This window comes from Oleiagrimonas soli (assembly GCF_000761445.1).
GTDB lineage: Bacteria > Pseudomonadota > Gammaproteobacteria > Xanthomonadales > Rhodanobacteraceae > Oleiagrimonas > Oleiagrimonas soli.
The window spans coordinates 136,050-155,331 of record NZ_KN196470.1 but is presented as its reverse complement, the minus strand read 5'-3'; the positions used below and the strand labels follow the sequence as shown (position 1 = coordinate 155,331).

Here is a 19,282-nt window from a genome sequence, read left to right as displayed (position 1 = left end):
TCCATGACCCAGCACGTCCTGCTCAACAACATCGACCACCGCGACCTGAAGGTCGAGACCGCGCGCGGCGCGCAGTACGGCGACAACATCATGGCCGCGCTGACCTACCCCGGCGAATTCCGCAACGTGCAGGCGCACTACCCGATCGTGTTCCAGAAAGACGCCCACGGCGATTTCCAGCCCGTGGCGTTGTTCGGACTGGAAGCCGAGCAGAACCTGTTCCTGCAGGGCGACGCCTGGGACGCCTACTACGTGCCGCTGTCGGTCGAGCGTCAGCCGTTCCTGATCGGCATGTCCGACGGCGAACCGATGGTGCACATCGATCTCGACCACCCGCGCGTGACCGCCGGCAGTGGCCAGCCGCTGTTCCTCGAACACGGCGGCACCACCGAATTCCTCGACCGCATCAGCGCGATGCTGCTGGCCCTGCACGAAGGCCTGCAAGCCACGCCGGCCTACATCGCCGCGCTGCAGAAATACGAACTGCTGGAATCGTTCGTGCTCGACGTGCAGACCGACGCCGACAACCACGGCCGCCTGGCCGGCTACTACACCATCCACGAGGAACGCCTCGCCGCACTCGACGGCGCGGCGCTGGGCGAACTGGCCGCCGCCGACCACCTCGAACCGACCTACATGGTGCTGGCCTCGACCGCCCGCTTCCGCGACCTGATCGAACGACGCCGCCATGCATGATCCGGTCGAGGAACGCCACGGTCTGGACCCGCTCGCGCTGCCGGACGAAGTCCTCGGCAGCACGAAACCGCTGCTGCTGCGCGGACTAGTGGCCGACTGGCCCATGGTGCACGCCGCGCGGCGCTCGGCCGCGGACGCCGTGGACTACCTGCGCCGCTTCGACCGCAACGCGCCCGTGATGGCGTTGGTGGCGCCGCCCGAGAGCGGCGGGCGCTTCTTCTACAACGACGATCTCAGCGGCTTCAATTTCCAGCGCCAGCAGGCGCCGCTGGCCGCGGTACTGGGCAAGTTGCTGGACACCGCCGAACAACCGGACCCGCCCGCCATCTACGTCGGCTCGACCACGCTCGACACCTACCTGCCGGGCCTGCGCGAAGACAATCCGATCGACCTGGACCGGCTGGAACAGAAGCTGGCCAGCATCTGGATCGGCAACCGCTCGCGCATCGCCGCGCATCAGGACCTGCCCGACAACCTGGCCTGCGTGGTCGCCGGCCGTCGCCGCTTTACGCTGTTCCCGCCCGACCAGTTGCGCAATCTCTACATCGGCCCGCTGGACTTCAATCCGGCAGGCCAGGCGATCAGCCTGGTCGATTTCCACCATCCCGACCTCGACCGCTTCCCGCGCTTCGAGGAAGCGCTGGCGCACGCGCAGGTGGCGGAACTGGAGGCCGGCGACGCCCTGCTGATTCCCAGCATGTGGTGGCACCACATCGAAGCGCTGGACGCCTTCAACGTGCTGATCAACTTCTGGTGGCGCAGCGTGCCGGCGTACATGGACACGCCGATGAACACGCTGATGCTGGCGCTGATGACCATCCGCGACCTGCCGCCCGAACAGCGCCGCATCTGGCAGGAAACCTTCCGCCACTATGTGTTCGAGCCGGACGATGCCACCGCCGAACACATTCCCGAACCCGCGCGCCGCGTGCTGGCGCCGATCGACGAGAACGTCGCGCGCGAACTGCGCGCACGCCTGCTGCAGCGACTGAATCGCTGATCCGGAGTCCCTTGCGATGAATCACGCGTCCGATGCCACCGCCGCCCGCAAGCCCGTCCGCCGCGTGGTCATCGCCGGCGGCGGCACCGCCGGTTGGATGGCCGCGGCGGCGCTGTCGCGCACGCTGGGCAAGGTGCTCGACATCACCCTGGTCGAATCCGACGCCATCGGCACCGTCGGCGTCGGCGAGGCGACCATCCCGACCCTGGTCACCTTCCACCGCCTGCTCAACATCAACGAGCAGGCCTTCATGGCCGCCACCCACGCCACCATCAAGCTCGGCATCGCCTTCGAGAACTGGCGCGACGTCGGCAAGGACTACATCCACTCCTTCGGCCTGACCGGCAAGGACCACTGGACCGCCGGCTTCCAGCATTTCTGGCTGAAGGGTCGTGAGCGCGGCCTGGCGCGCGACTACGGCGACTACTGCATGGAGCTGCGCGCCGCGCAGGAACGCAAGTTCGCGCACCTGCCCGACAACGGCATCAACTACGCCTTCCATCTCGACGCCACGCAATACGCGCAGTTCCTGCGCCGCTTCAGCGAGGAGTTCGGCGTCCAGCGCGAAGAAGGCCGCATCGCCGAAGTGCGCATGGCCGACAACGGCGACATCGCCGCGCTGGCGATGGAGGACGGCCGCCTGATCGAGGGCGACCTGTTCATCGACTGCACCGGCTTCCGCGCCCTGCTGATCGGGCAGGCGCTGGGCGTGCCCTACGAGGACTGGTCGCACTGGCTGTTCGCCGACAGCGCGCTGGCGGTGCAGACCGAATCGGTGCGCGACGCCATTCCGTACACGCGCTCGATCGCCGGCGACGCCGGCTGGCAGTGGCGCATCCCGCTGCAGCACCGCTGCGGCAACGGCATCGTCTTCGCCAGCCGCTATACCGACGAAGCCACCGCGCACGACACCCTGATGGGCAGCATCGAAGGCGCACCGCGCACCGAGCCGCGACTGATCCGCTTCAAGCCCGGCCAACGCGCCCGGGCCTGGGAGCGCAACTGCGTCGCGCTGGGTCTGTCGAGCGGATTCCTGGAACCGCTGGAATCGACCAACATCCACCTGATCCAGCGTGGCATCACGCGTCTGCTGCAGTCGTTCCCGCACGTGATCGAGCAAGTCGACATCGACGAGTACAACCAGCAGGTCGCGAACGAGATCACCCACATCCGCGACTTCGTGATCCTGCACTACAAGGTCACCGACCGCCGCGACACGCCGTTCTGGCGCGACTGTGCAGCCATGGACATCCCCGACACGCTGCGCCACCGCATCGAGCTGTTCGCCGAAACCGGCCGCGTGTTCCGCGTGCCCAACGAACTGTTCGCGGAGAACTCGTGGATCCAGGTCATGCTGGGCCAGGGCATCGTGCCGCGCCAGCGCCACCCGGCGCCGGACATGATGGGCGACGAGGAACTGCAGCATTTCCTCGAAGGCATCCGCCGCCATGTCGAGCACACCGTGCAGCGGCTGCCCACGCACATGGACTACATCCGCAGCTATTGCGCGATGCAGCGGGTTGCCAGCGACTGAAGCGAAGCCTTCACGCGCCGCACGAAAAAGCCGGCATGCCTTGCGACATGCCGGCTAGCTGGGAGCGCACGCGGATCGGCTCAAAACTTGCCGTTGCGGAAGTCCTCGACGGCGTCGATGATCTGCTGCTTGGTGTTCATCACGAACGGACCGTAGCGCGCGACCGGCTCGCGCAACGGCTTGCCGGCCACCAGCAGCACGCGGGCCGCCTCGTCGCCGGCGTTCAGCACGACCGCGTCGCCGTCGTTGAGCACTGCCAGCTCGCTGCGGTCCAGACGCTCGTCGGCCACCTGCACGCCGCTACCCTCGAACACGTAGGCAAACGCGTTATGCCCGGCCGGCACCGGCACAGTCAGCGACGTGCCCGCTTCGAGCGCGATGTCCAGGTACAGCGGCTGGGTCGCGATGCCGTTCACCGGACCGTCGACCTCGCCGAAGCGACCGGCCACCACGCGCACCTTCACGCCTGCGTCCGGCGCGACCTCGGGGATCTTCTCCGGCGCGATGTCCTGGTAGCGCGGCGCGGTCATCTTGTCCTTGGCGGGCAGGTTCACCCACAGCTGGAAGCCGCGCATCAGGCCTTCTTCCTGCTCGGGCATCTCCGAATGCACGATGCCGCGCCCGGCCGTCATCCACTGCACGCTGCCCGATTCGAGCAGGCCGCTGTTGCCCTGGTTGTCGCCGTGGCGCATGCGCCCGTCGAGCATGTAGGTGACGGTCTCGAAACCGCGATGCGGGTGCTCCGGGAAACCGGCGATGTAGTCGTCGGCCGCGTCGGAACCGAATTCGTCCAGCAGCAGGAACGGATCGAGCATCTCCAGCGTCGGCTGGCCGATGACGCGGGTGAGCTTGACGCCGGCGCCGTCGGACGTGGGCCGGCCGCGAACGCGCTGCTTGATGGTGCGGGGAATCATGAGGGGCTCCTGATGGAACGTTGTTGCCGTCCAAGATGCGCCCGAATGTGCGCCGAAACCAGTGCTCGGGGCCGAACTCATTGTTCACAAAAATAGTTCAATGTCTCGTTTGATCTTTTTTTGTGTCGCTACGCGAACACTGCTGCCGAGAGACCGCCAGCATGCCCACGGTCCCGGCCGGGGCACGCCTCAACGCGTATGCGCGGGAGATCCGTTGGATGCACTTTTCCGAAAGTACTCGGCAAGCGGGTTGCTCGGCGGAGCCGCCGAAGCAATCGCCTCGGCGAGTGCGCGGCGACGATCGCCGGAAACCATCAGGTACACCGAGGCATTGCCCGACTTGCGCTGAATGATCGTGCACGGCCAGCCACTCAGATTCCCCGACCCGACGCGCCCAATGTCCCACCATGCAACGAAGTCGTGGAATCCGGAGTAACGCGGCGCCTGTATCCCCTCGCTGGTGACGGTCACGCGTCCCATCCACCCGAACAGGAACACGAACGAACCCAGAACCACACCAAACGCCACTGCAACGGCAGCGCCCGTCAAGACGTCGTGCATCGACAGAGAGACGCTTTCTCCGCCCATCATGCGCATCACCCATGTCACGACCGCAAGCAGCACGACGATGAGGCAACCCTGCTTCACACCCCAGCGGATGCAGTATCCGAAACTGCTGTGGAAACGTTGCAATGGGCGACCGTCCATAGCGCCTAACAACTGATCTCTAGTGCAGCGAATGCCCGTCGCGCTGGCGCGGCGGTTTCTCCGAGATGCGGCTTTCGTCCGGCTGGCGTTCGTGCGCGGCCTGGCGTTCGGCGTCGCTGGGGGCCTTGTCGTGCCAGTAGCGCGCCACCGAGAGCAGCACGTCGGGCAGGCGCACCAGGCAGGCCTCGTATTCCTCGTCCGACAGCTTCTCGAATTCGGCGTCGCTGGCCAGCACGCCTTCGTCGACGGCCAGTGCCATGATCGGGCCGAGCAGCTCGATCAGCTCGACGTCCTCGGCCAGGCGGTGCTCCCAGAAACCGGCGCGCAGGTCGATGCCGCGGCTGAAGCCCTCGCACCAGCCGGCCGCGCTCAGCGCCGGGCCTTCGACGTCGTCCATCTCGCCGAGGATCGGCTCGTAGGCGTCCACGTCCAGTTCGGCGCCGATGGAATCGTTGAGCTTGGCCAGCAGCGCCAGCACGCGTTCGCCCTGTGCCGGGTCGGCGAAAGGCGCATGCAGCACCTCGGGCAGCCATTCGTCGGGCTGCGCCGGTTCGGGGCCGACGGTCAGCGCGGTGAGCAAACCGTGCACGCCGTCCAGCAGCAAATCGCCTTCGTTGGCGGTGTTGCGCAGGAAGACGTCGAGCTCGTCCAGCTCGGTATGGGTCAGCGAGCTCGGCCAGTCGGTGGATGTGCTTCTCATCGGTCCTCCAGCTCCAGCGTCACCGGCGTGTGATCGGACGGACGCTCCCAGGTGCGCGGCGTGCGCTCGATCGCGGCGGCCCGGGCGGCGGCCTTCAGCGCGTCGCTGATCAGGATCAGATCGATGCGCAGCCCCATGTTGCGCCGGAATCCGGCCTGGCGATAGTCCCACCAGCTGAAATGACCGTCGCCATCCTCGAACAGACGGAAACTGTCGGTCAGGCCGAGATCGGTGATCGCCTTCAGCGCGTCGCGCTCGGGCACCGAGCACAGGATCTTGTCGCGCCATGCTTCGGGATCGTGCACGTCGCGGTCGTCCGGCGCGATGTTGAAATCGCCCAGCACCACCAGTTTCGGGTGGCGGGCGATCTCGCTCTCCAGAAAATCGCGCATGCGCGCCAGCCAGTCGAGCTTGTAGTCGTACTTCTCGTCGCCCACGGCCTTGCCGTTGACCACGTACAGATTGACCACGCGCACGTCGCCGACCGTCACCGCGAGAATGCGCCGCTGCTCGTCGGTGAGGTTGGGCGGGTCGGTAACGACGTCGACCAGCGGTTCGCGCGACAGCACGGCGACGCCGTTGTAGGTCTTCTGTCCGGAGAAGGCGACGTCGTAACCCATCGCCTTGATCTCGTCGACGGGAAACTTGTCGTCGGTGAGCTTGGTCTCCTGCAGCGCGACGACGTCGGGCTTGGACTCGTCCAGCCACTGCTGCAGATGCGGCAGCCGGACCTTCAGCGAATTGACGTTCCAGGAAGCAATTTTCATACGTGCATTGTACGGCCTTGCTGCGCGCGAGGCGTCTCAGGCCGCCAGACCGTAGCTGCGCAGCAGCGCGGCCGGTTCCGGCGCGCGGCCGCGGAAGGCGACGAAGCTTTCCAGCGCCGGCCGCGTGGCACCGACCGAGAGAATCTCGCGACGGAAGGCTTCGCCGGTTTCGCGGTCGATCACGCCGGCCTGCTCGAAGCGCTCGAAGGCGTCGGCCGACAGCACCTCGGCCCACAGATAACTGTAGTAGCCGGCCGCGTAGCCGCCCGCGAAGATGTGCGTGAAGGCATGCGGAAAACGCTGCCACGCCGGCGGATGCAGCACCGCGACCTGCCGGCGCACCTGCTCCAGCACCGCCATCGTGCGCGCGCCACGCTCGGGGTCGTAGTCCAGATGCAGGTGGAAGTCGAAGAGGCCGAACTCCAGCTGCCGCACCAGGAACAGGCCGGCGTGGAAGTGACGCGCGTCGAGCATGCGCTGGAACAGATCGTCGGGCAGGCGCTCGCCGGTCTGGTAGTGCCTGGCGAACAGGTCCAGCGCGTCGCGGTTCCAGGCGAAGTTCTCCATGAACTGGCTGGGCAGTTCGACGGCGTCCCACTCGACGCCGTCGATGCCGCCGATGGACGGCAGGTCGACCTCGGTCAGCAGGTGATGCAGGCCGTGGCCGAATTCGTGGAACAGGGTCAGCACGTCGTCGTGCGTCAGCAACGCCGGCGCGTCCTCGGTCGGCGGCGCGAAGTTGCAGGTCAGGTAGGCCACCGGCAATTGCAGCGTCTCACCGTCGCGGAAGCGCGAACGGCACACGTCCATCCACGCGCCGCCGCGCTTGCCCGAGCGCGCGTACAGGTCCATGTAGACGCCGGCGAACACGCGACCGTCGGCATCGAGCACGTCGTAGTAACGCGCGTCGGGATGCCAGGTGGCGACGTCCTCGCGCGGCTTCAGCGCGATGCCGTAGAGTCGCTGCGTGACCGCGAACAGGCCGTCGATCACCGACGGCAGCGGGAAGTACGGCTTGATCTGTTCTTCGTCCAGCGCGTAACGCTGCTGGCGCAGCTTCTCGGCGGCATAGCCGGTATCCCACGGCTCCAGGTTGGCCAGGTCCAGATGCTCGGCGGCGAAGGCGCGCAGCGTGTCCAGCTCCTTGCGCGCGACCGGCTTGGCGCGCGCGGCCAAGTCGGCGAGGAAGTCGAGCACGGTCTGTGTCGATTCGGCCATCTTGGTCGCCAGCGATTCCTCGGCGGCGTTGGCGAAACCGAGCAGCTGCGCGGCTTCGTGGCGCAGCGCGAGCAGCCGCTCGATGCGTTCGGAGTTGTCGTAGGTGCCGGCGTCCGGTCCCTGGTCGGAAGCGCGCGTCTGATAGGCCCAGTAGACCTTCTCGCGCAGCTTGCGGTCGTCGGCGTAGGTCATCACCGCCTGCACCGCCGGCTGCTTGAGGGTGACCAGATAGCCGTCCAGATCCTGCTCCTTCGCGTACTGGCGCAGCACCGCGCGACCGGATGCGGGGATGCCGGCCAGATCGCGTTCGTCGGTGATGTGATGTTGCCAGGCGTCGGTGGCGTCGAGCACCGCGTTGGCGAAGGCGGTGCCCAGCTTGGACAGCTCGTTGGCGATGGCGCGGTAGCGGCTGCGCGCCGGTTCTTCCAGCGCCACGCCGGACAGCCTGAAGTCGCGCAGCGAGTGCTCGATCAGCGCGCGTCGGTCGGCCGGTAGCGCGTCGCCCTCGGCGTCGGCCACCGCCTTGACCGCTGCGTACAGCGCGCGGTTCTGGCCCAGTTCGGCGGAGAAATCGGTGATCTTCTCCAGTGCCGCGTCGTAGGCCTCGCGCAGGGGCTTGCTGTCGGCCACGGAATGCAGATGCGAAACCGGCGACCAGACCGTGTTCAGGCGCTGCTCCAGGCGTTCCTGCGCCAGCATCACGCGCGCGAAGTCGTGCCTCGCGCCCTCCGCCGTCATCGCCGCGATCGCGCCGCGGTAATCGGCCAGCACCGCTTCCACGGCAGGCAGCACGTGTTCGGGGCGGATGGCGTCGAACGCGGGCAGGGCAGCGTCGGCTAGCAGCGGGTTGGCGGTGGTCATGCGCGCGGGCACTCGGTGGGAAGGGTGGCTCCAAGCGTGGTGATGCGGCGACGGAAATTCAAGCTACGATGAAGGGCATGTCGCCCGGATCCCTCGATACCGTCACGCTGCTCCGAAACACCCTGGTGTTCGGCGAACTGGCGGACGACGTGCTGGCCTCCGTGGCCGAACACATGGAGCCGCTGACCCTTTCCGGCGGCAACCTGCTGTACGCCGTGGGCGAACCGTCCGACGCGCTGTACGTGCTGCGCTCGGGCAGCATCGGCGTGTTCCGTCCGCCGCGCGCCGGCGGCACGCCGCACCTGGCCGGCGTGGTCGGCAGCGGCGAAACCCTGGGTACCGTCGGCCTGCTGCTGGACCAGCCCAGCGCGGTGACCGCGCGCGCGCTGCGCGACACCGAACTGCTACGGCTGTCGCGCGCCAGCTTCGAGGCGCTCAGCGAACGCTACCCGCAGGCGATCCTGGGCGCGGCGCAGTCGGCGCTGCGCGATCTGCTCAAGCGCGGCGGCGACGAACCACGCATCCTGCCGCGCACCTTCGCCCTGCTGCCGCACGATGCGTCCGTGCCGGTGCGCGCGATGGCCGAGCGGCTGCGCCACGCGCTGCTGCCCTTCGGCAACTGCCTGCTGATCGACGAGGCGCTCGGCGCCGAACGCAGTCCCGCCTGGTTCGCCGAGCGCGAGCGCGAGATGCGCTTCGTGCTGTACGTCGACGAAGGCCGCGACGAACACTGGCGCGACCTGTGCCGCCGCCAGGCCGACGCCCTGCTGCTGGCCGTGCGCAGCGATCGCGCACCCGCTCCATGGCCGGATCGCGCCGAACTGCTGCGCCACGCCGATCTGGAACGACCTCGCCACCTGCTGCTGATGCATCCGGACGAGCGCATCGAACCGGGCTGCGCGCGGCGCTGGCTGGCGGTCGTCGACAACGTGTCGCAACACCATCATCTGCGCGGCGCGGCCGACATCGAGCGCCTGGCCCGATTGCTGGCGCGACGCAGCCTGGGGCTGGTGCTGTCCGGCGGCGGCGCACGCGGTTTCGCCGCCATCGGCATGGTGCGCGCGCTGCGCGAACACGGTTATGACGTCGACCGCGTCGGCGGCACCAGCATCGGCGCCATCGTCGCCGCCGGCGTGGCGATGCAGTGGGACGACGCGACCATGCACGCGAACTACCGCCGCGCCTTCGTCGACGGCAAGCCGCTGCGCGACTGGACCCTGCCGCTTATGGCGCTGAGCCGCGGCGAACGCACTTCCCGCCTGTTGCAGCGCTTCTTCGGCGACGCCGACATCGAGGACCTGCCGGTGCCGTTCTTCTGCGTGTCCTCCGATCTCACCGACGGCGTCGCCGCGGTGCATCGCGAGGGCAAGCTGTGGCGCTGGCTGCGCGCGTCGAGCGCGGTGCCGGGTCTGCTGCCGCCGGTGCTGCACGACGGCCACGTGCACGTCGACGGCGCGGTCATCAACAACCTGCCGACGGACGTGATGTACGACCGCGGCATGGCCACCATCGTCGCCTGCGACATCCGCGCCGACGACGTGCTGACCAGCGCCGTCGACCGCGACTGGCAACCCGGCATCTGGCGGCAGTGGATGCAGCGCGACCTGTATCCGTGCATGGGTTCGATCCTGCTGCGTTCGGGCATGGTCAACGCCGAGGTCTCCGCCAACCAGCGTCGCGCGCTGGCGACGCGGGTGATGCGCCCGCACGTGGAAAACATCGGTCTGCTCGACTTCAAGGCTTTCGACCGCGTGGTCGAGGCCGGCTACCGCGCCACCCTGCAGGCGCTTTCCGAACCGATCGGCTGACTCGCTACACTGGCGCGCATGAACAACGTGCGCAGCTATCTCGATCTCACGCCCGTGCTGGGCGAACGCGTCTACGTCGATCCCGCGGCGACGGTGATCGGCGACGTGCATCTGGGCGACGACGCGTCGATCTGGCCGGCTGCGGTGCTGCGCGGCGACGTCAACGCGATCCGCGTCGGCGCGCGCACCAACATCCAGGACGGCGCCGTCGTCCACGTCACCCACGACGGTCCGTTCACGCCGGGCGGTTTCCCCTGTCTCATCGGCGCCGACGTCACCATCGGCCACGGCGCCGTGATCCACGCCTGCACGCTCGAAGACGCCTGCCTGATCGGCATGCACGCCACCGTGCTCGACGGCGCGGTGGTGAAGCGGCATGCCTTCGTCGGCGCCGGCGCGGTGGTGCCGCCGGGCAAGGTCGTCGGCGAAGGCGAACTGTGGCTGGGCAATCCGGCCCGCTGCGTGCGTACGCTCGATGCCGAGAGCATCGAACAGCTGCACTATTCGGCCGCGCATTACGTGAAGCTCAAGGATCGCTACCTGGGCTGATGCGTCCGCTCGCGCCGCGTCATCGCGCGGCGTACGATGCGGACACACGCACTCGGGGAGAGGGCTCATGCAACGATTCGGCGTATTCGCCTGCGCGGCCGCCCTGGCCGTCGCGTTCCTGTCCGCCGCCCTGCCGGCACGCGCGCAAGCGCCGGCCAAGGCGCCGCCCGCCAGCTACTTCGACCACAGCGGCTACGCCGACGCCTTCAGCGGCGGCGTGCGGATGATTCCGATCACCACGCCCGACGGCACCTTCCGCGTGTGGACCAAGCGCGTCGGCAACAACCCGCGCATCAAGGTGCTGCTGCTGCACGGCGGCCCGGGCATGACCCACGAATACCTGGAAGCCTTCGACAGCTTCTTTCCCGGCCAGGGCATCCAGTACTACTACTACGACCAGCTCGGCTCGTTCTACAGCGACCAGCCCAAGGACACCAAGCTGTGGACGCTGCCGCGCTTCGTCGACGAAGTCGAGCAGGTACGCAAGGCGCTGGGGCTGAACAAGGACAACTTCTACCTGTACGGCCATTCCTGGGGCGGCGTGCTGGCGCTGCAGTACGCGCTGAAGTATCCGCAGCATCTGAAGGGCCTGATCGTCTCCAACATGATGGCCAGCGCGCCGGCCTACGACGCCTACGCGCACAAGGTGCTGATGCCGCAGATGGACCCCAAGGCGCTGGCCGAGATCCTGAAGCTGGAGAAGGCCGGCAAGACCCACGATCCGAAGTACATGGATCTGCTGATGTCGAACTTCTACGTCAAGCACGTCCTGCGCCTGCCGCCGGAGCAATGGCCGAACCCGGTGATGCGCGCGATCAGCCACGTCAACGAAACCATCTACACGCTGATGCAGGGGCCGAGCGAGATGGGCCTGAGCGGGCGGCTGGAACACTGGGACGTCAGCCAGCAGCTCAAGAACATCGCCGTGCCCACGCTGACCATCGGCGCGCGCTACGGCACCATGGACCCGAAGTACATGCAGTGGATGGCTTCGCAGGTGCAGCACGGGCGCTACCTGTACTGCCCGCACGGCAGCCATCTGGCGATGTACGACGACCAGAAGATCTACATGGACGGCGTGATCCGCTTCATCGAGGACGTCGACGCTGGACGCTTCCCGGCGCGGACGCACTGAGCGCCATAAGCGGGCGCCGGCACGCGCCCGCACGACGGTCCTACAGCCGGAACAGGATGCGACTCTGCACCTTTTGCGCGACGGATTTGCCGTCGCGCTCGGCCGGCTTGTATTCCCAGTAGCGCACCGCGTTGAGCGCGGCGAGGTCGAAGATGTGCCGCGGCTCGGCCGCGACCACGTGCGCGTCGACGACATGACCGTCCACGTCGACGGTGTAACCGACGTCGACCCAACCCTGACGATGCGCACGCCGCGCCGCGGCGGGATAGGCCGGCTGCACGCGACGCAGCAGCAGCGGCGGCGTGCGCTGCACGGGCGGCGCAGGCGGCGGCGTCTGCTTGGCGAGTTGCGGTGCGGCCGAAGGTTGGGCGGTCGGTGGCGGGGCTGGCTGCGGCGACGCAGGCGCGGCGACTTCCGCATCCGGTGTGGATGGCGGCGTCGACTCCGGCGCCGACGCGACGCGCTTCGCGACCGGCTTGGCGCGCGGCGGCGCGGGCGGCGGCGTCTGCGCGATCTTGCGCTGCGCGTCCAATTTCGCGCGCAGGATGTTCAAGGAATAGTTGGTCGGATCGGCGCGGTCGAGCAGGGCGATCTCGCGTTCGGCTTCGTCGAAGTGTCCTGCGTTGATGCTCTGCTCGGCCGATTCCACCGCGAACGGGAACAACTCGCGCAGCGCCGACGACACCACCGGGTTGTGCGGCTGGCGCTTGCGCGCTTCCAGATAGTAGGCGAAGGCATTGTCGCCCTGCGGCGCCAGCAGACGATGCTCGGCCAGCGCACGTCGCGCCGCCGCCAGCAGAGCGGCGTGACCCATCGTGGCGACCTGCACGCTGCGCTTCGGCGCGGTGGAGGCGACCGCGGGGCCGTTGCGCACGGCGCGTTCGGCGGCATCGCGCTGCTTCCAGCGGTGTACCAGCACGCCGGCCGCCGCCAGCACGATGACCAGCAGGGAAAGCAGGGGGAACGCTGCGCGGCCGCGCATGCGATGGATTCGACGGAGATCGGACATGGACGTTCGTTACGGCAACAGGGGGGACGTACGCGGCATGCATCCGTGACGGATGTGCCGGGCGATGCGCGGCGAGGATAGGGCGCGCGTGTTGCGCGCAGATTGCGCATGCGTTGCGCGACGGCGCGGATCAGCCGGTGCGCTGTTCCAGGTCGCTCAGATAGGCCAGTGCCTCGTCGCGATGCGCGCCGCACATCGTCGGTTCCGGTCGCAGGTTGCCGCACACTGCCGGTCGTCGCGGATCGCCGAACAGCGCGCAGCGGTAATCGTCCATCAACTGCACACAGGGGATGCCAGCCGGCTTGCCGTGCGGCATGCCGGGAATCGGGCTGGAGATGGACGGCGCGATGCAGCACGCGCCGCAACCGGGGCGGCAGTCCACGAGCGACTCAGACGCCGTCGGCGCGCAGCGCGTCGTAGACCGGATCGGTGTCCGGTCGCCGACCGTGCCACAGCTCGAAGCTGTCGGCGGCGGTCTCGACCAGCATGCCCAGACCGTCCAGCGCGAAGCGCGCGCCGGCCGCCCGCGCCCAGGTCAGAAACGGGATCGCCGCCTTGCCGTAGGACAGGTCGTAGCACAGCGCGCGCGCGCCGACGATGGCGAACGGCAGGTCCAGCGCCTGTCCCTGTACGCCCGCCGAGGTGGCGTTGACGATCAGGTCGTAGCTGCCGATGGAATCGAGGTCTTTCCAGTAGCGCGTGTGCGCCCGCGCCGGCTCGCCGAGCCGGTCGGCCAAAGCATCGGCGCGCTCCGGATTGCGGTTGACGATGGTCAGCGTGTCGACGCCCGCGTCGAGCAACGCCCAGGCCACGCCCTGCGCCGCGCCGCCCGCGCCCAGCAGCAGCGTGTCGTGACCGCGCAGGTCGAGGCGATGGCGCTCGGTGAGATCGCGCACCATGCCGGCGCCGTCATTGTTGTGCGCGGCAAGATCGCCGTTGGCCTGCGGCGTCAGCACGTTGGCCGCGCCGGACCGCGCCGCCGCTTCGCTGTGGGTGTCGGCCAGCGCCAGCGCGGCGTGCTTGTGCGGCACCGTGACATTGGCGCCGGCGCCGCCGTGGGCGAAAAAGTCGCGCACGGCGGCGGCGAACGTAGCCGGTTCGGCGTCGATGATCTCGTAGTTGAGCTCGATGCCGAACTGGCGCGCGAACGCCTGATGGATCCGCGGCGACAGCGAATGTGCGACCGGGTGGCCGAAGACGGCGTAGCGCGATGCGGTTTCGCTCATGCGTGCCCCTGCTTGCGAGATCGACTGCACGCGATTGTAGCCGGCTTACTGGTAACCGGGTTGCCCGACCTGCGCCGCGGTCTGCGGCACGCGCTTGAGTTGATCGACCGGAAAGCCCTGCGCGCGCGCCTGATCGACGTACTGCTGGTAGACGTCGTCCGGCATCGTGGTGTCGCGCGCCATGATCCACAGCAGGTCGCGGTCGGGCACGCCGACCATGACGTAGCGGTACTGCGGATCGAGCGCGAGGATCAGGTAGTCGGACACGAACGGCCAGATGATGCGCACCTTCCAGTGCGCGGCGTCCTTGGGATCGGGCAGCCAGCCCTTGCCGTGCCAGGCGTCCGGCGCGCGGTCGAAGCCCTTGCGGAAGTGATAGGTGATGGCGATGTCGCCGTCCTTGCGGCGATGGTACTCGTCGGCGGTGGCGACCTTGCCCTTCTCCAGGAAGTTGGGAATGTTGGCGATCACGTGCCAGGTGCCCATGTAGCGGTCCAGGTCGACGTGGCTGACGGTCTTGGGCATCTGCGCCGGTTGCGAAGCGCAGCCGGCCAGCGCCATCAACGCCGTCAGGGCAAGCAGGTGGGACAGGAATCGTGTGCGCATGCGGAAACTCCCTCGCGAATGGGCCTGCCTGCAGATACGCGCCAACGCCGCGCGCAGATGCATGCGCCGTCGCAGCCCGTGAGAAACGCCGCGGGCAGGCTGTGTGCACACGGAGGAGAAACCGTCATGCACACGTCCATCACCCCGCGCCGCGCGCGCGCCTTGATTGCCCTGATCTGGATGGCCTGCGGCCTGTTATTGCTGCTGACCCCGCTGGCCTGGCCGAACCGCGTGTTCGGCTTCAGCACGGTGTTCTGGCTGGTCGGCGCGCCGGCCTGTTTGCTGATCGCGTTGCAGCCGCGCTTGCCGCTACGTCTGCTGGCGCCGGCGCGTGCGCGGCGAACGCAGCGGCGCGGTTGATCGCCGCACGTCCGCGGTCGGCGCGCCGTGCGCCGCCGCTGCACGTGGCGAAGATCAGTCGGTCACGCCCAGACGCTTGCGCTCCAGCCGACGCACGAATTCCTGGATGATGCGGCGATACAGATCGTCGCCCAGGTAGGCGTCCTCGACGCCCGAGTCGATCGACGGGTTGTCGTTGACCTCGATGACCACCGCGCGTTCGGCCGTCTGTTTCAGATCGACGCCGTACAGGCCGTCGCCGATGGCGTTGGCCGCCTTCACCGCCAGGCGCACGATGTCGCTCGGCGCCTCGCGCACCGGCATGGTGCGGAAACCGCCCGACTTCGGGCCGGTGCCGCCGTGGTTGTAGATCTGCCAGTGACCGCGCGACATGAAGTACTGGCAGGCGTACAGCGGTTCGCGATTGAGCACGCCGATGCGCCAGTCGTATTCGGTGTACAGGTACTGCTGCGCGATCAGCAGGGCGCTGTGCGTGAACAGCTCGGCCACCGTTTTCTTCAGCGCCTCGACCGTCTCCACCTTGACCACCCCGCGCGAGAACGCGCCGTCGGGGATCTTCAGCACGATGGGAAAGCCGAGCTTGTCCGGCAGCGCGTCGAGGCTGCCGGGGTCGTCGCGGTAGAGGATTTCCGTGTTCGGCACGGCCAGTTTGCGCGAGACCAGCAGGTCGTGCAGGAAGATCTTGTTGGTGCAGCGCAGGATCGATGCCGGGTCGTCGATCACCACCATGCCTTCCTGTTCGGCACGGTGCGCGAAACGGTAGGTGTGATGGTCGATGGACGTGGTTTCGCGGATGAACAGGCCGTCGTACTCGGCCAGCCGCGCGTAGTCGTTGGGGCCGATCGGATCGACCTCGACGCCGAGCTGCTTGCCGGCCGCGATGAACGCCTTCTGCGCGCCGCGATTGGACGGCGGCATGGCCTCGTCCTTGTTCACCAGCATGGCGATGTCGTAGCGGTAGCGCCGGCGCGCGCGCGGCTTGCGCCACAGCTTGGTGGCAAAGTGATCCAGCGCCTGCGCGAAGGCGTCTTCCTGCGCGTCGTCCAGGGTGTGCAGACCGACCGGACGGATCGCGCCGATCTGCCAGGCGCGCTCGCGGCGGAACTCGATGCGCAGCAGCGGACACGGAAACAACTCGAACACCTGCCGCGCCAGATCCTGCAGCAGCGGATGCGCGGTCTGGCCGAAGTAGACCAGGATGCCGAAGTCGATGCTGTCGCGTTCGCTGCCCTTGAGCACCTGCGCCAGCTTCTGGTTCAGATCCTCGATGTCCAGGCCGTACAACGCGCGCCGGCGCAGTCCGTTGATGGTGCGCACCGAAGGAATCACGCGATGCCCGCGCGCCTCGGCCAGCAACGACACGTAGTAACCGCTGCCGAGGTACTTGTAGCTACGGCAGAGATTGATGACGTGCGTGCGTTCGCTGCTTTCCGGCGGCTCGCGCAGGTAATCGTGGGCAGCCACCACCTGCGTGGACGGGTAGTACGCCCCCCAGTCCGAGGGGTTCTCGACGACGATGACCAGCCGACTCATGCGACCTCGCTGTTTGCGTTCACGCCGGACGGCAAGGAACGCGATCCGGTCGCCGGCCGCGGACGCGGCCATGCCGCGCAGTGTGGCACGACCGCATGCACGCGCAAGAGGTTTTGCCGCGCTTCGACAGCACGCGTTCAAGATGCTGGGCGCGACCGCACGACCCGCGTACAGTGCGCGCATGTCCGACCCGACACCGCCCGTTCGCCTCCGTCCCGCGCAGGACGGCGACCTCGACGCCCTGCTGGCGCTCGAGGAACGCAGCTTTGCCGGCGACCGCCTCAGCCGTCGGCAGTACCGTCGCCATCTGCACAGCGCCACGGCCTGCATTCTGGTCGCGACCCACGAGCATCGACTGATCGGTTCGGCCTTGCTGCTGTTCCGCCGCACCAGCCGGGCGGCGCGGCTGTATTCGCTGGCCATCGACGCGGCCGCCCGCGGCCAGGGCATCGGACGTCGGCTGCTGGATGCCGTGGAACAGCAAGCCCGCCAACGCGGCTGCGACCGCGTGCGTCTGGAAGTGCGCGCCGACAACGCCGCCGCGCGCACGCTCTACGAACGCTGCGGCTACGCGCGATGCGGGCAACGCGCGGCGTATTACGAGGACGGCGCGAATGCGTTGCTGTACGAAAAACGGCTTTCGCCTCACTGAGGCGACGGCTTCACCGCGCGGTGCATTCCCCGTGCGACCGGTCACGGATCGTCCTGACCGTCGATCCGGACGATGCGATAGGCGGGCGGACCGAAGCTTTCCGGCTGCACGTCCACCCGCACCCGTGCACCGACCCGCACCGGCCGGGACCCCGGCGCATAGAATGAAACGACACGTCCATCGGCGAGCTTGACGACCACGACGACGCGAGTGCGGCCATCCAGAAGATTGTTTCCGGATTCCGTCATGCCGGACGATTCGACGATGCCCTCGACCTGCCTGAGCGGTCCTTTCGCATGCCGGTAGTAGGGCAGCATTTCGATGACGGAGATGCAGACCAGGACCGTCAGGATGGCGAACGCAAGCAGCGCCTGTTTTGCTTTCTGCAACATCCGCCCTCCTTTACATGAAACCTGTACCGCCTCTCATCTTCAAAAGAGACGCTTCACTCCTGGCCCCAACGCCACTGGCCACCGCAGTTTCTGCATATGAACAAGCTGCGCCGCGAGGGATAGGCGGCCAGGAACAGCACGATGACCAGGGCACCGATGCGCCGATGCAGCGGCATCGTGCGCTTGAAGTCCATCGAGCCGCAACGCGGGCAGTGCTCGCTGCGTATGCCGAGATCTTCGTTCAACTGCTGCTCTAGCACGCCGGTCCGATAGTCGGTCAGCAGTGCGCGCGCGGACACGAGCAAGGGCGCAGGCACCTGCACGGCGGTGCCGCCCAGCGCCAGGGACATGGGCCAGTTGGCGATGGCGTGATGGGCGTGGGCCACCGTGGCTGGAAGGCCTTCCGCCTCAAGCAGGGCCCGCACCACGTAGGCTTCCCACGGATCGAGGAAACGCGCGAGCGTCACCAGCATCGAAGTCAGGATCCGCTGGCGTCAGGCTGCGCGTCGGCGTGCTTCAGCGAACCGTTGAGCGATACCACGCGAATGCCGAGCCAGAACAGCAGGACCAGCGCGTAGAGGTTGATGCCCAGCCGCACACCGCCGAACCAGCCCATCGCGACGATCACGCTGAAGCCGAGCGTGAAGGAAAAGTGGAAGTTCGGCGCGGCGACATGGATCAACTGCACCGCGAAGAACAGCAGGCCGAGCACGCCGGCCCATCGTCGTTCCCGGAACCATCCGATGCCGGCCGTCAGACCGACCAGCACCAGCGCGAAATTGAGGACCAGAAACAGCGCGGGAAAACCGAATCGGGAAGCCACCACGAACGTCCACACCGCACCCAGCGTGCTGTGCAGCACCAGAATGCCCGCCATCACTTTGTCTTGTGCCGCCATCCATGTGCGCCCCCTGACGCTGTTGTGATCAGTGCCCGCCGCGCAACCGTGCCTTGGTCGCCGCATCCGGCCGCGCCACCAGCGCGCCGCTGGCCATCAGGCTGACGTGGTACACGCCGCCGTCGACCAGCGGAAGATACACGCCGCTGCCGAATACGGTGTCGACCATCGGCAGGTAGTCCGGATACTGACGGCGCAGATTGAACAGATCCAGCGCGCCGGCCTGGTTCAGATCGATGATGGTGGAACGCGCGTCGCGCGCCTGGCCGATGTCGTCGTAGCGGCCGGACAGGCGATCCAGCCGGTACAGCGGCGGCGCGCCGGCCAGCACCGCCGGCATCTGCCATTTCACCACCACGGCTTCGAGCCGGAAGTCGTCGCCGTTGAGGGGCAGCGTCTCGGTCTCGCCATCGGGACGCGTCAGGGTCAACTGCCAGAACTGCGGCGACTCGCGGTGCGCGACCATCGTCGCCACCGGCGTTTCCTGACCCAGCACGCGATAGCCGCGCAGCGCCAGACCGCCGCCGGTGGCCAGCAGCGCCAGCGTAAAGAACAACAACAGCAGCAGCGCGCGCCAGGAAGCCGCCATGCGCCGACCCTCGCGCCAGCGGCGACGGCAGGACACGCCATGACCGATGGTCAGCAGCAGCAGCACACCGGCCGCGATCAACAGCAGGGTGGCGGGCAGTTGCAGCATCTGGGTCCAGTTCAAGCGA

22 protein-coding genes are annotated in these 19,282 nt (G+C 67.8%); 8 read left to right on the top strand and 14 right to left on the bottom strand.

Translation table 11 applies throughout. The features are described from left to right. The first annotated feature begins 3 nt into the window (after positions 1–3). The 3 genes from LF63_RS00760 to LF63_RS00750 are packed head-to-tail and all read left to right on the top strand — an operon-like array spanning position 4 to position 3,230. On the top strand, positions 4–696 hold the full coding sequence (locus LF63_RS00760; RefSeq protein WP_043098962.1) for a SapC family protein: 693 nt from the start codon (positions 4–6) through the stop codon (positions 694–696). Continuing rightward, positions 689–1,696 carry a cupin-like domain-containing protein gene (locus LF63_RS00755; RefSeq protein ID WP_043098960.1) on the top strand — a complete coding sequence of 336 codons (1,008 nt, stop codon included), beginning with the start codon at positions 689–691 and terminating at the stop codon, positions 1,694–1,696. Before LF63_RS00760 ends, LF63_RS00755 begins: the two co-directional genes overlap by 8 nt. A 16-nt stretch (positions 1,697–1,712) precedes the next feature. Then, entirely contained in the window at positions 1,713–3,230 is a 1,518-nt protein-coding gene (locus LF63_RS00750; RefSeq protein WP_043098958.1) for a tryptophan halogenase family protein, read from the top strand. Positions 3,231–3,310: 80 nt separating this feature from the next. Here LF63_RS00750 and LF63_RS00745 read toward each other — a convergent pair whose 3' ends face one another. The 5 genes from LF63_RS00745 to LF63_RS00725 all read right to left on the bottom strand — a co-directional run bounded on the left by LF63_RS00745 (position 3,311) and on the right by LF63_RS00725 (position 8,398). Continuing rightward, the gene (locus LF63_RS00745) at positions 3,311–4,144 is read right to left on the bottom strand and encodes a pirin family protein (protein ID WP_043098956.1); all 834 of its coding nucleotides are present in this window, start codon (positions 4,142–4,144) and stop codon (positions 3,311–3,313) included. Positions 4,145–4,333: 189 nt separating this feature from the next. After that, the gene (locus LF63_RS00740; protein ID WP_152569195.1) at positions 4,334–4,837 is read right to left on the bottom strand and encodes a hypothetical protein; all 504 of its coding nucleotides are present in this window, start codon (positions 4,835–4,837) and stop codon (positions 4,334–4,336) included. Between the two features lie 34 nt (positions 4,838–4,871). Continuing rightward, positions 4,872–5,552, bottom strand: coding sequence for a YecA/YgfB family protein (locus tag LF63_RS00735; RefSeq protein WP_043098952.1), 681 nt, complete (start codon positions 5,550–5,552; stop codon positions 4,872–4,874). Further along, on the bottom strand, positions 5,549–6,319 hold the full coding sequence (gene xth, locus LF63_RS00730; protein WP_043098951.1) for an exodeoxyribonuclease III: 771 nt from the start codon (positions 6,317–6,319) through the stop codon (positions 5,549–5,551). The genes LF63_RS00735 and xth overlap by 4 nt, the downstream gene beginning before the upstream one ends. 36 nt (positions 6,320–6,355) lie before the next feature. Beyond that, positions 6,356–8,398: a M3 family metallopeptidase gene (locus tag LF63_RS00725; RefSeq protein WP_043098949.1), complete on the bottom strand. Its 2,043-nt coding sequence runs from the start codon at positions 8,396–8,398 to the stop codon at positions 6,356–6,358. A 77-nt stretch (positions 8,399–8,475) separates the two neighbouring features. Between LF63_RS00725 and LF63_RS00720 the strand changes: the two genes are divergently transcribed. The 3 genes from LF63_RS00720 (at position 8,476) to LF63_RS00710 (ending at position 11,890) form a co-directional block, all read left to right on the top strand. Then, positions 8,476–10,206: a patatin-like phospholipase family protein gene (locus LF63_RS00720; RefSeq protein WP_161782308.1), complete on the top strand. Its 1,731-nt coding sequence runs from the start codon at positions 8,476–8,478 to the stop codon at positions 10,204–10,206. A gap of 18 nt (positions 10,207–10,224) precedes the next feature. After that, positions 10,225–10,755, top strand: a complete 531-nt coding sequence (locus tag LF63_RS00715; RefSeq protein WP_043098947.1) for a gamma carbonic anhydrase family protein — start codon at positions 10,225–10,227, stop codon at positions 10,753–10,755. 67 nt (positions 10,756–10,822) lie between these two features. Beyond that, entirely contained in the window at positions 10,823–11,890 is a 1,068-nt protein-coding gene (locus LF63_RS00710) for a proline iminopeptidase-family hydrolase (RefSeq protein ID WP_043098945.1), read from the top strand. 40 nt (positions 11,891–11,930) lie between these two features. On the opposite strand, the gene LF63_RS00705 is transcribed toward LF63_RS00710, so the two are convergent. The 4 genes from LF63_RS00705 to LF63_RS00690 all read right to left on the bottom strand — a co-directional run bounded on the left by LF63_RS00705 (position 11,931) and on the right by LF63_RS00690 (position 14,731). After that, positions 11,931–12,899 carry an energy transducer TonB gene (locus LF63_RS00705; RefSeq protein ID WP_152569194.1) on the bottom strand — a complete coding sequence of 323 codons (969 nt, stop codon included), beginning with the start codon at positions 12,897–12,899 and terminating at the stop codon, positions 11,931–11,933. 130 nt (positions 12,900–13,029) lie between these two features. Then, complete coding sequence (locus LF63_RS15070; protein WP_081945019.1) at positions 13,030–13,281, bottom strand: YkgJ family cysteine cluster protein; 252 nt, start codon at positions 13,279–13,281, stop codon at positions 13,030–13,032. Positions 13,282–13,288: 7 nt separating this feature from the next. Then, on the bottom strand, positions 13,289–14,125 hold the full coding sequence (aroE, locus tag LF63_RS00695) for a shikimate dehydrogenase (protein ID WP_043098941.1): 837 nt from the start codon (positions 14,123–14,125) through the stop codon (positions 13,289–13,291). Between the two features lie 45 nt (positions 14,126–14,170). Beyond that, the gene (locus LF63_RS00690; RefSeq protein ID WP_052394467.1) at positions 14,171–14,731 is read right to left on the bottom strand and encodes a lipocalin family protein; all 561 of its coding nucleotides are present in this window, start codon (positions 14,729–14,731) and stop codon (positions 14,171–14,173) included. A gap of 126 nt (positions 14,732–14,857) precedes the next feature. On the opposite strand from LF63_RS00690, the gene LF63_RS00685 reads away from it, so the two are divergent. Next, positions 14,858–15,091, top strand: coding sequence for a hypothetical protein (locus LF63_RS00685; RefSeq protein ID WP_043098939.1), 234 nt, complete (start codon positions 14,858–14,860; stop codon positions 15,089–15,091). A gap of 54 nt (positions 15,092–15,145) precedes the next feature. On the opposite strand, the gene LF63_RS00680 is transcribed toward LF63_RS00685, so the two are convergent. Continuing rightward, positions 15,146–16,624, bottom strand: a complete 1,479-nt coding sequence (locus LF63_RS00680) for a RimK family protein (protein WP_043098937.1) — start codon at positions 16,622–16,624, stop codon at positions 15,146–15,148. Positions 16,625–16,805: 181 nt separating this feature from the next. Here LF63_RS00680 and rimI point away from each other — a divergent pair, with 181 nt between their 5' ends. Further along, positions 16,806–17,276 carry a ribosomal protein S18-alanine N-acetyltransferase gene (rimI, locus tag LF63_RS00675; RefSeq protein WP_043102761.1) on the top strand — a complete coding sequence of 157 codons (471 nt, stop codon included), beginning with the start codon at positions 16,806–16,808 and terminating at the stop codon, positions 17,274–17,276. Positions 17,277–17,317: 41 nt separating this feature from the next. On the opposite strand, the gene LF63_RS00670 is transcribed toward rimI, so the two are convergent. From LF63_RS00670 to LF63_RS00655, 4 genes are read right to left on the bottom strand one after another with little or no spacing between them, the layout of a single operon-like run. Beyond that, positions 17,318–17,668, bottom strand: a complete 351-nt coding sequence (locus LF63_RS00670) for a hypothetical protein (RefSeq protein ID WP_043098935.1) — start codon at positions 17,666–17,668, stop codon at positions 17,318–17,320. Positions 17,669–17,721: 53 nt separating this feature from the next. Then, a complete protein-coding gene (locus LF63_RS00665; RefSeq protein ID WP_043098932.1) occupies positions 17,722–18,141 on the bottom strand; it encodes a putative signal transducing protein in 420 nt (139 codons plus the stop codon). 5 nt (positions 18,142–18,146) lie between these two features. After that, positions 18,147–18,566, bottom strand: a complete 420-nt coding sequence (locus LF63_RS00660; protein WP_152569193.1) for a hypothetical protein — start codon at positions 18,564–18,566, stop codon at positions 18,147–18,149. Positions 18,567–18,594: 28 nt separating this feature from the next. Next, positions 18,595–19,278, bottom strand: a complete 684-nt coding sequence (locus LF63_RS00655; protein WP_043098928.1) for a hypothetical protein — start codon at positions 19,276–19,278, stop codon at positions 18,595–18,597. Positions 19,279–19,282: the final 4 nt, after the last annotated feature.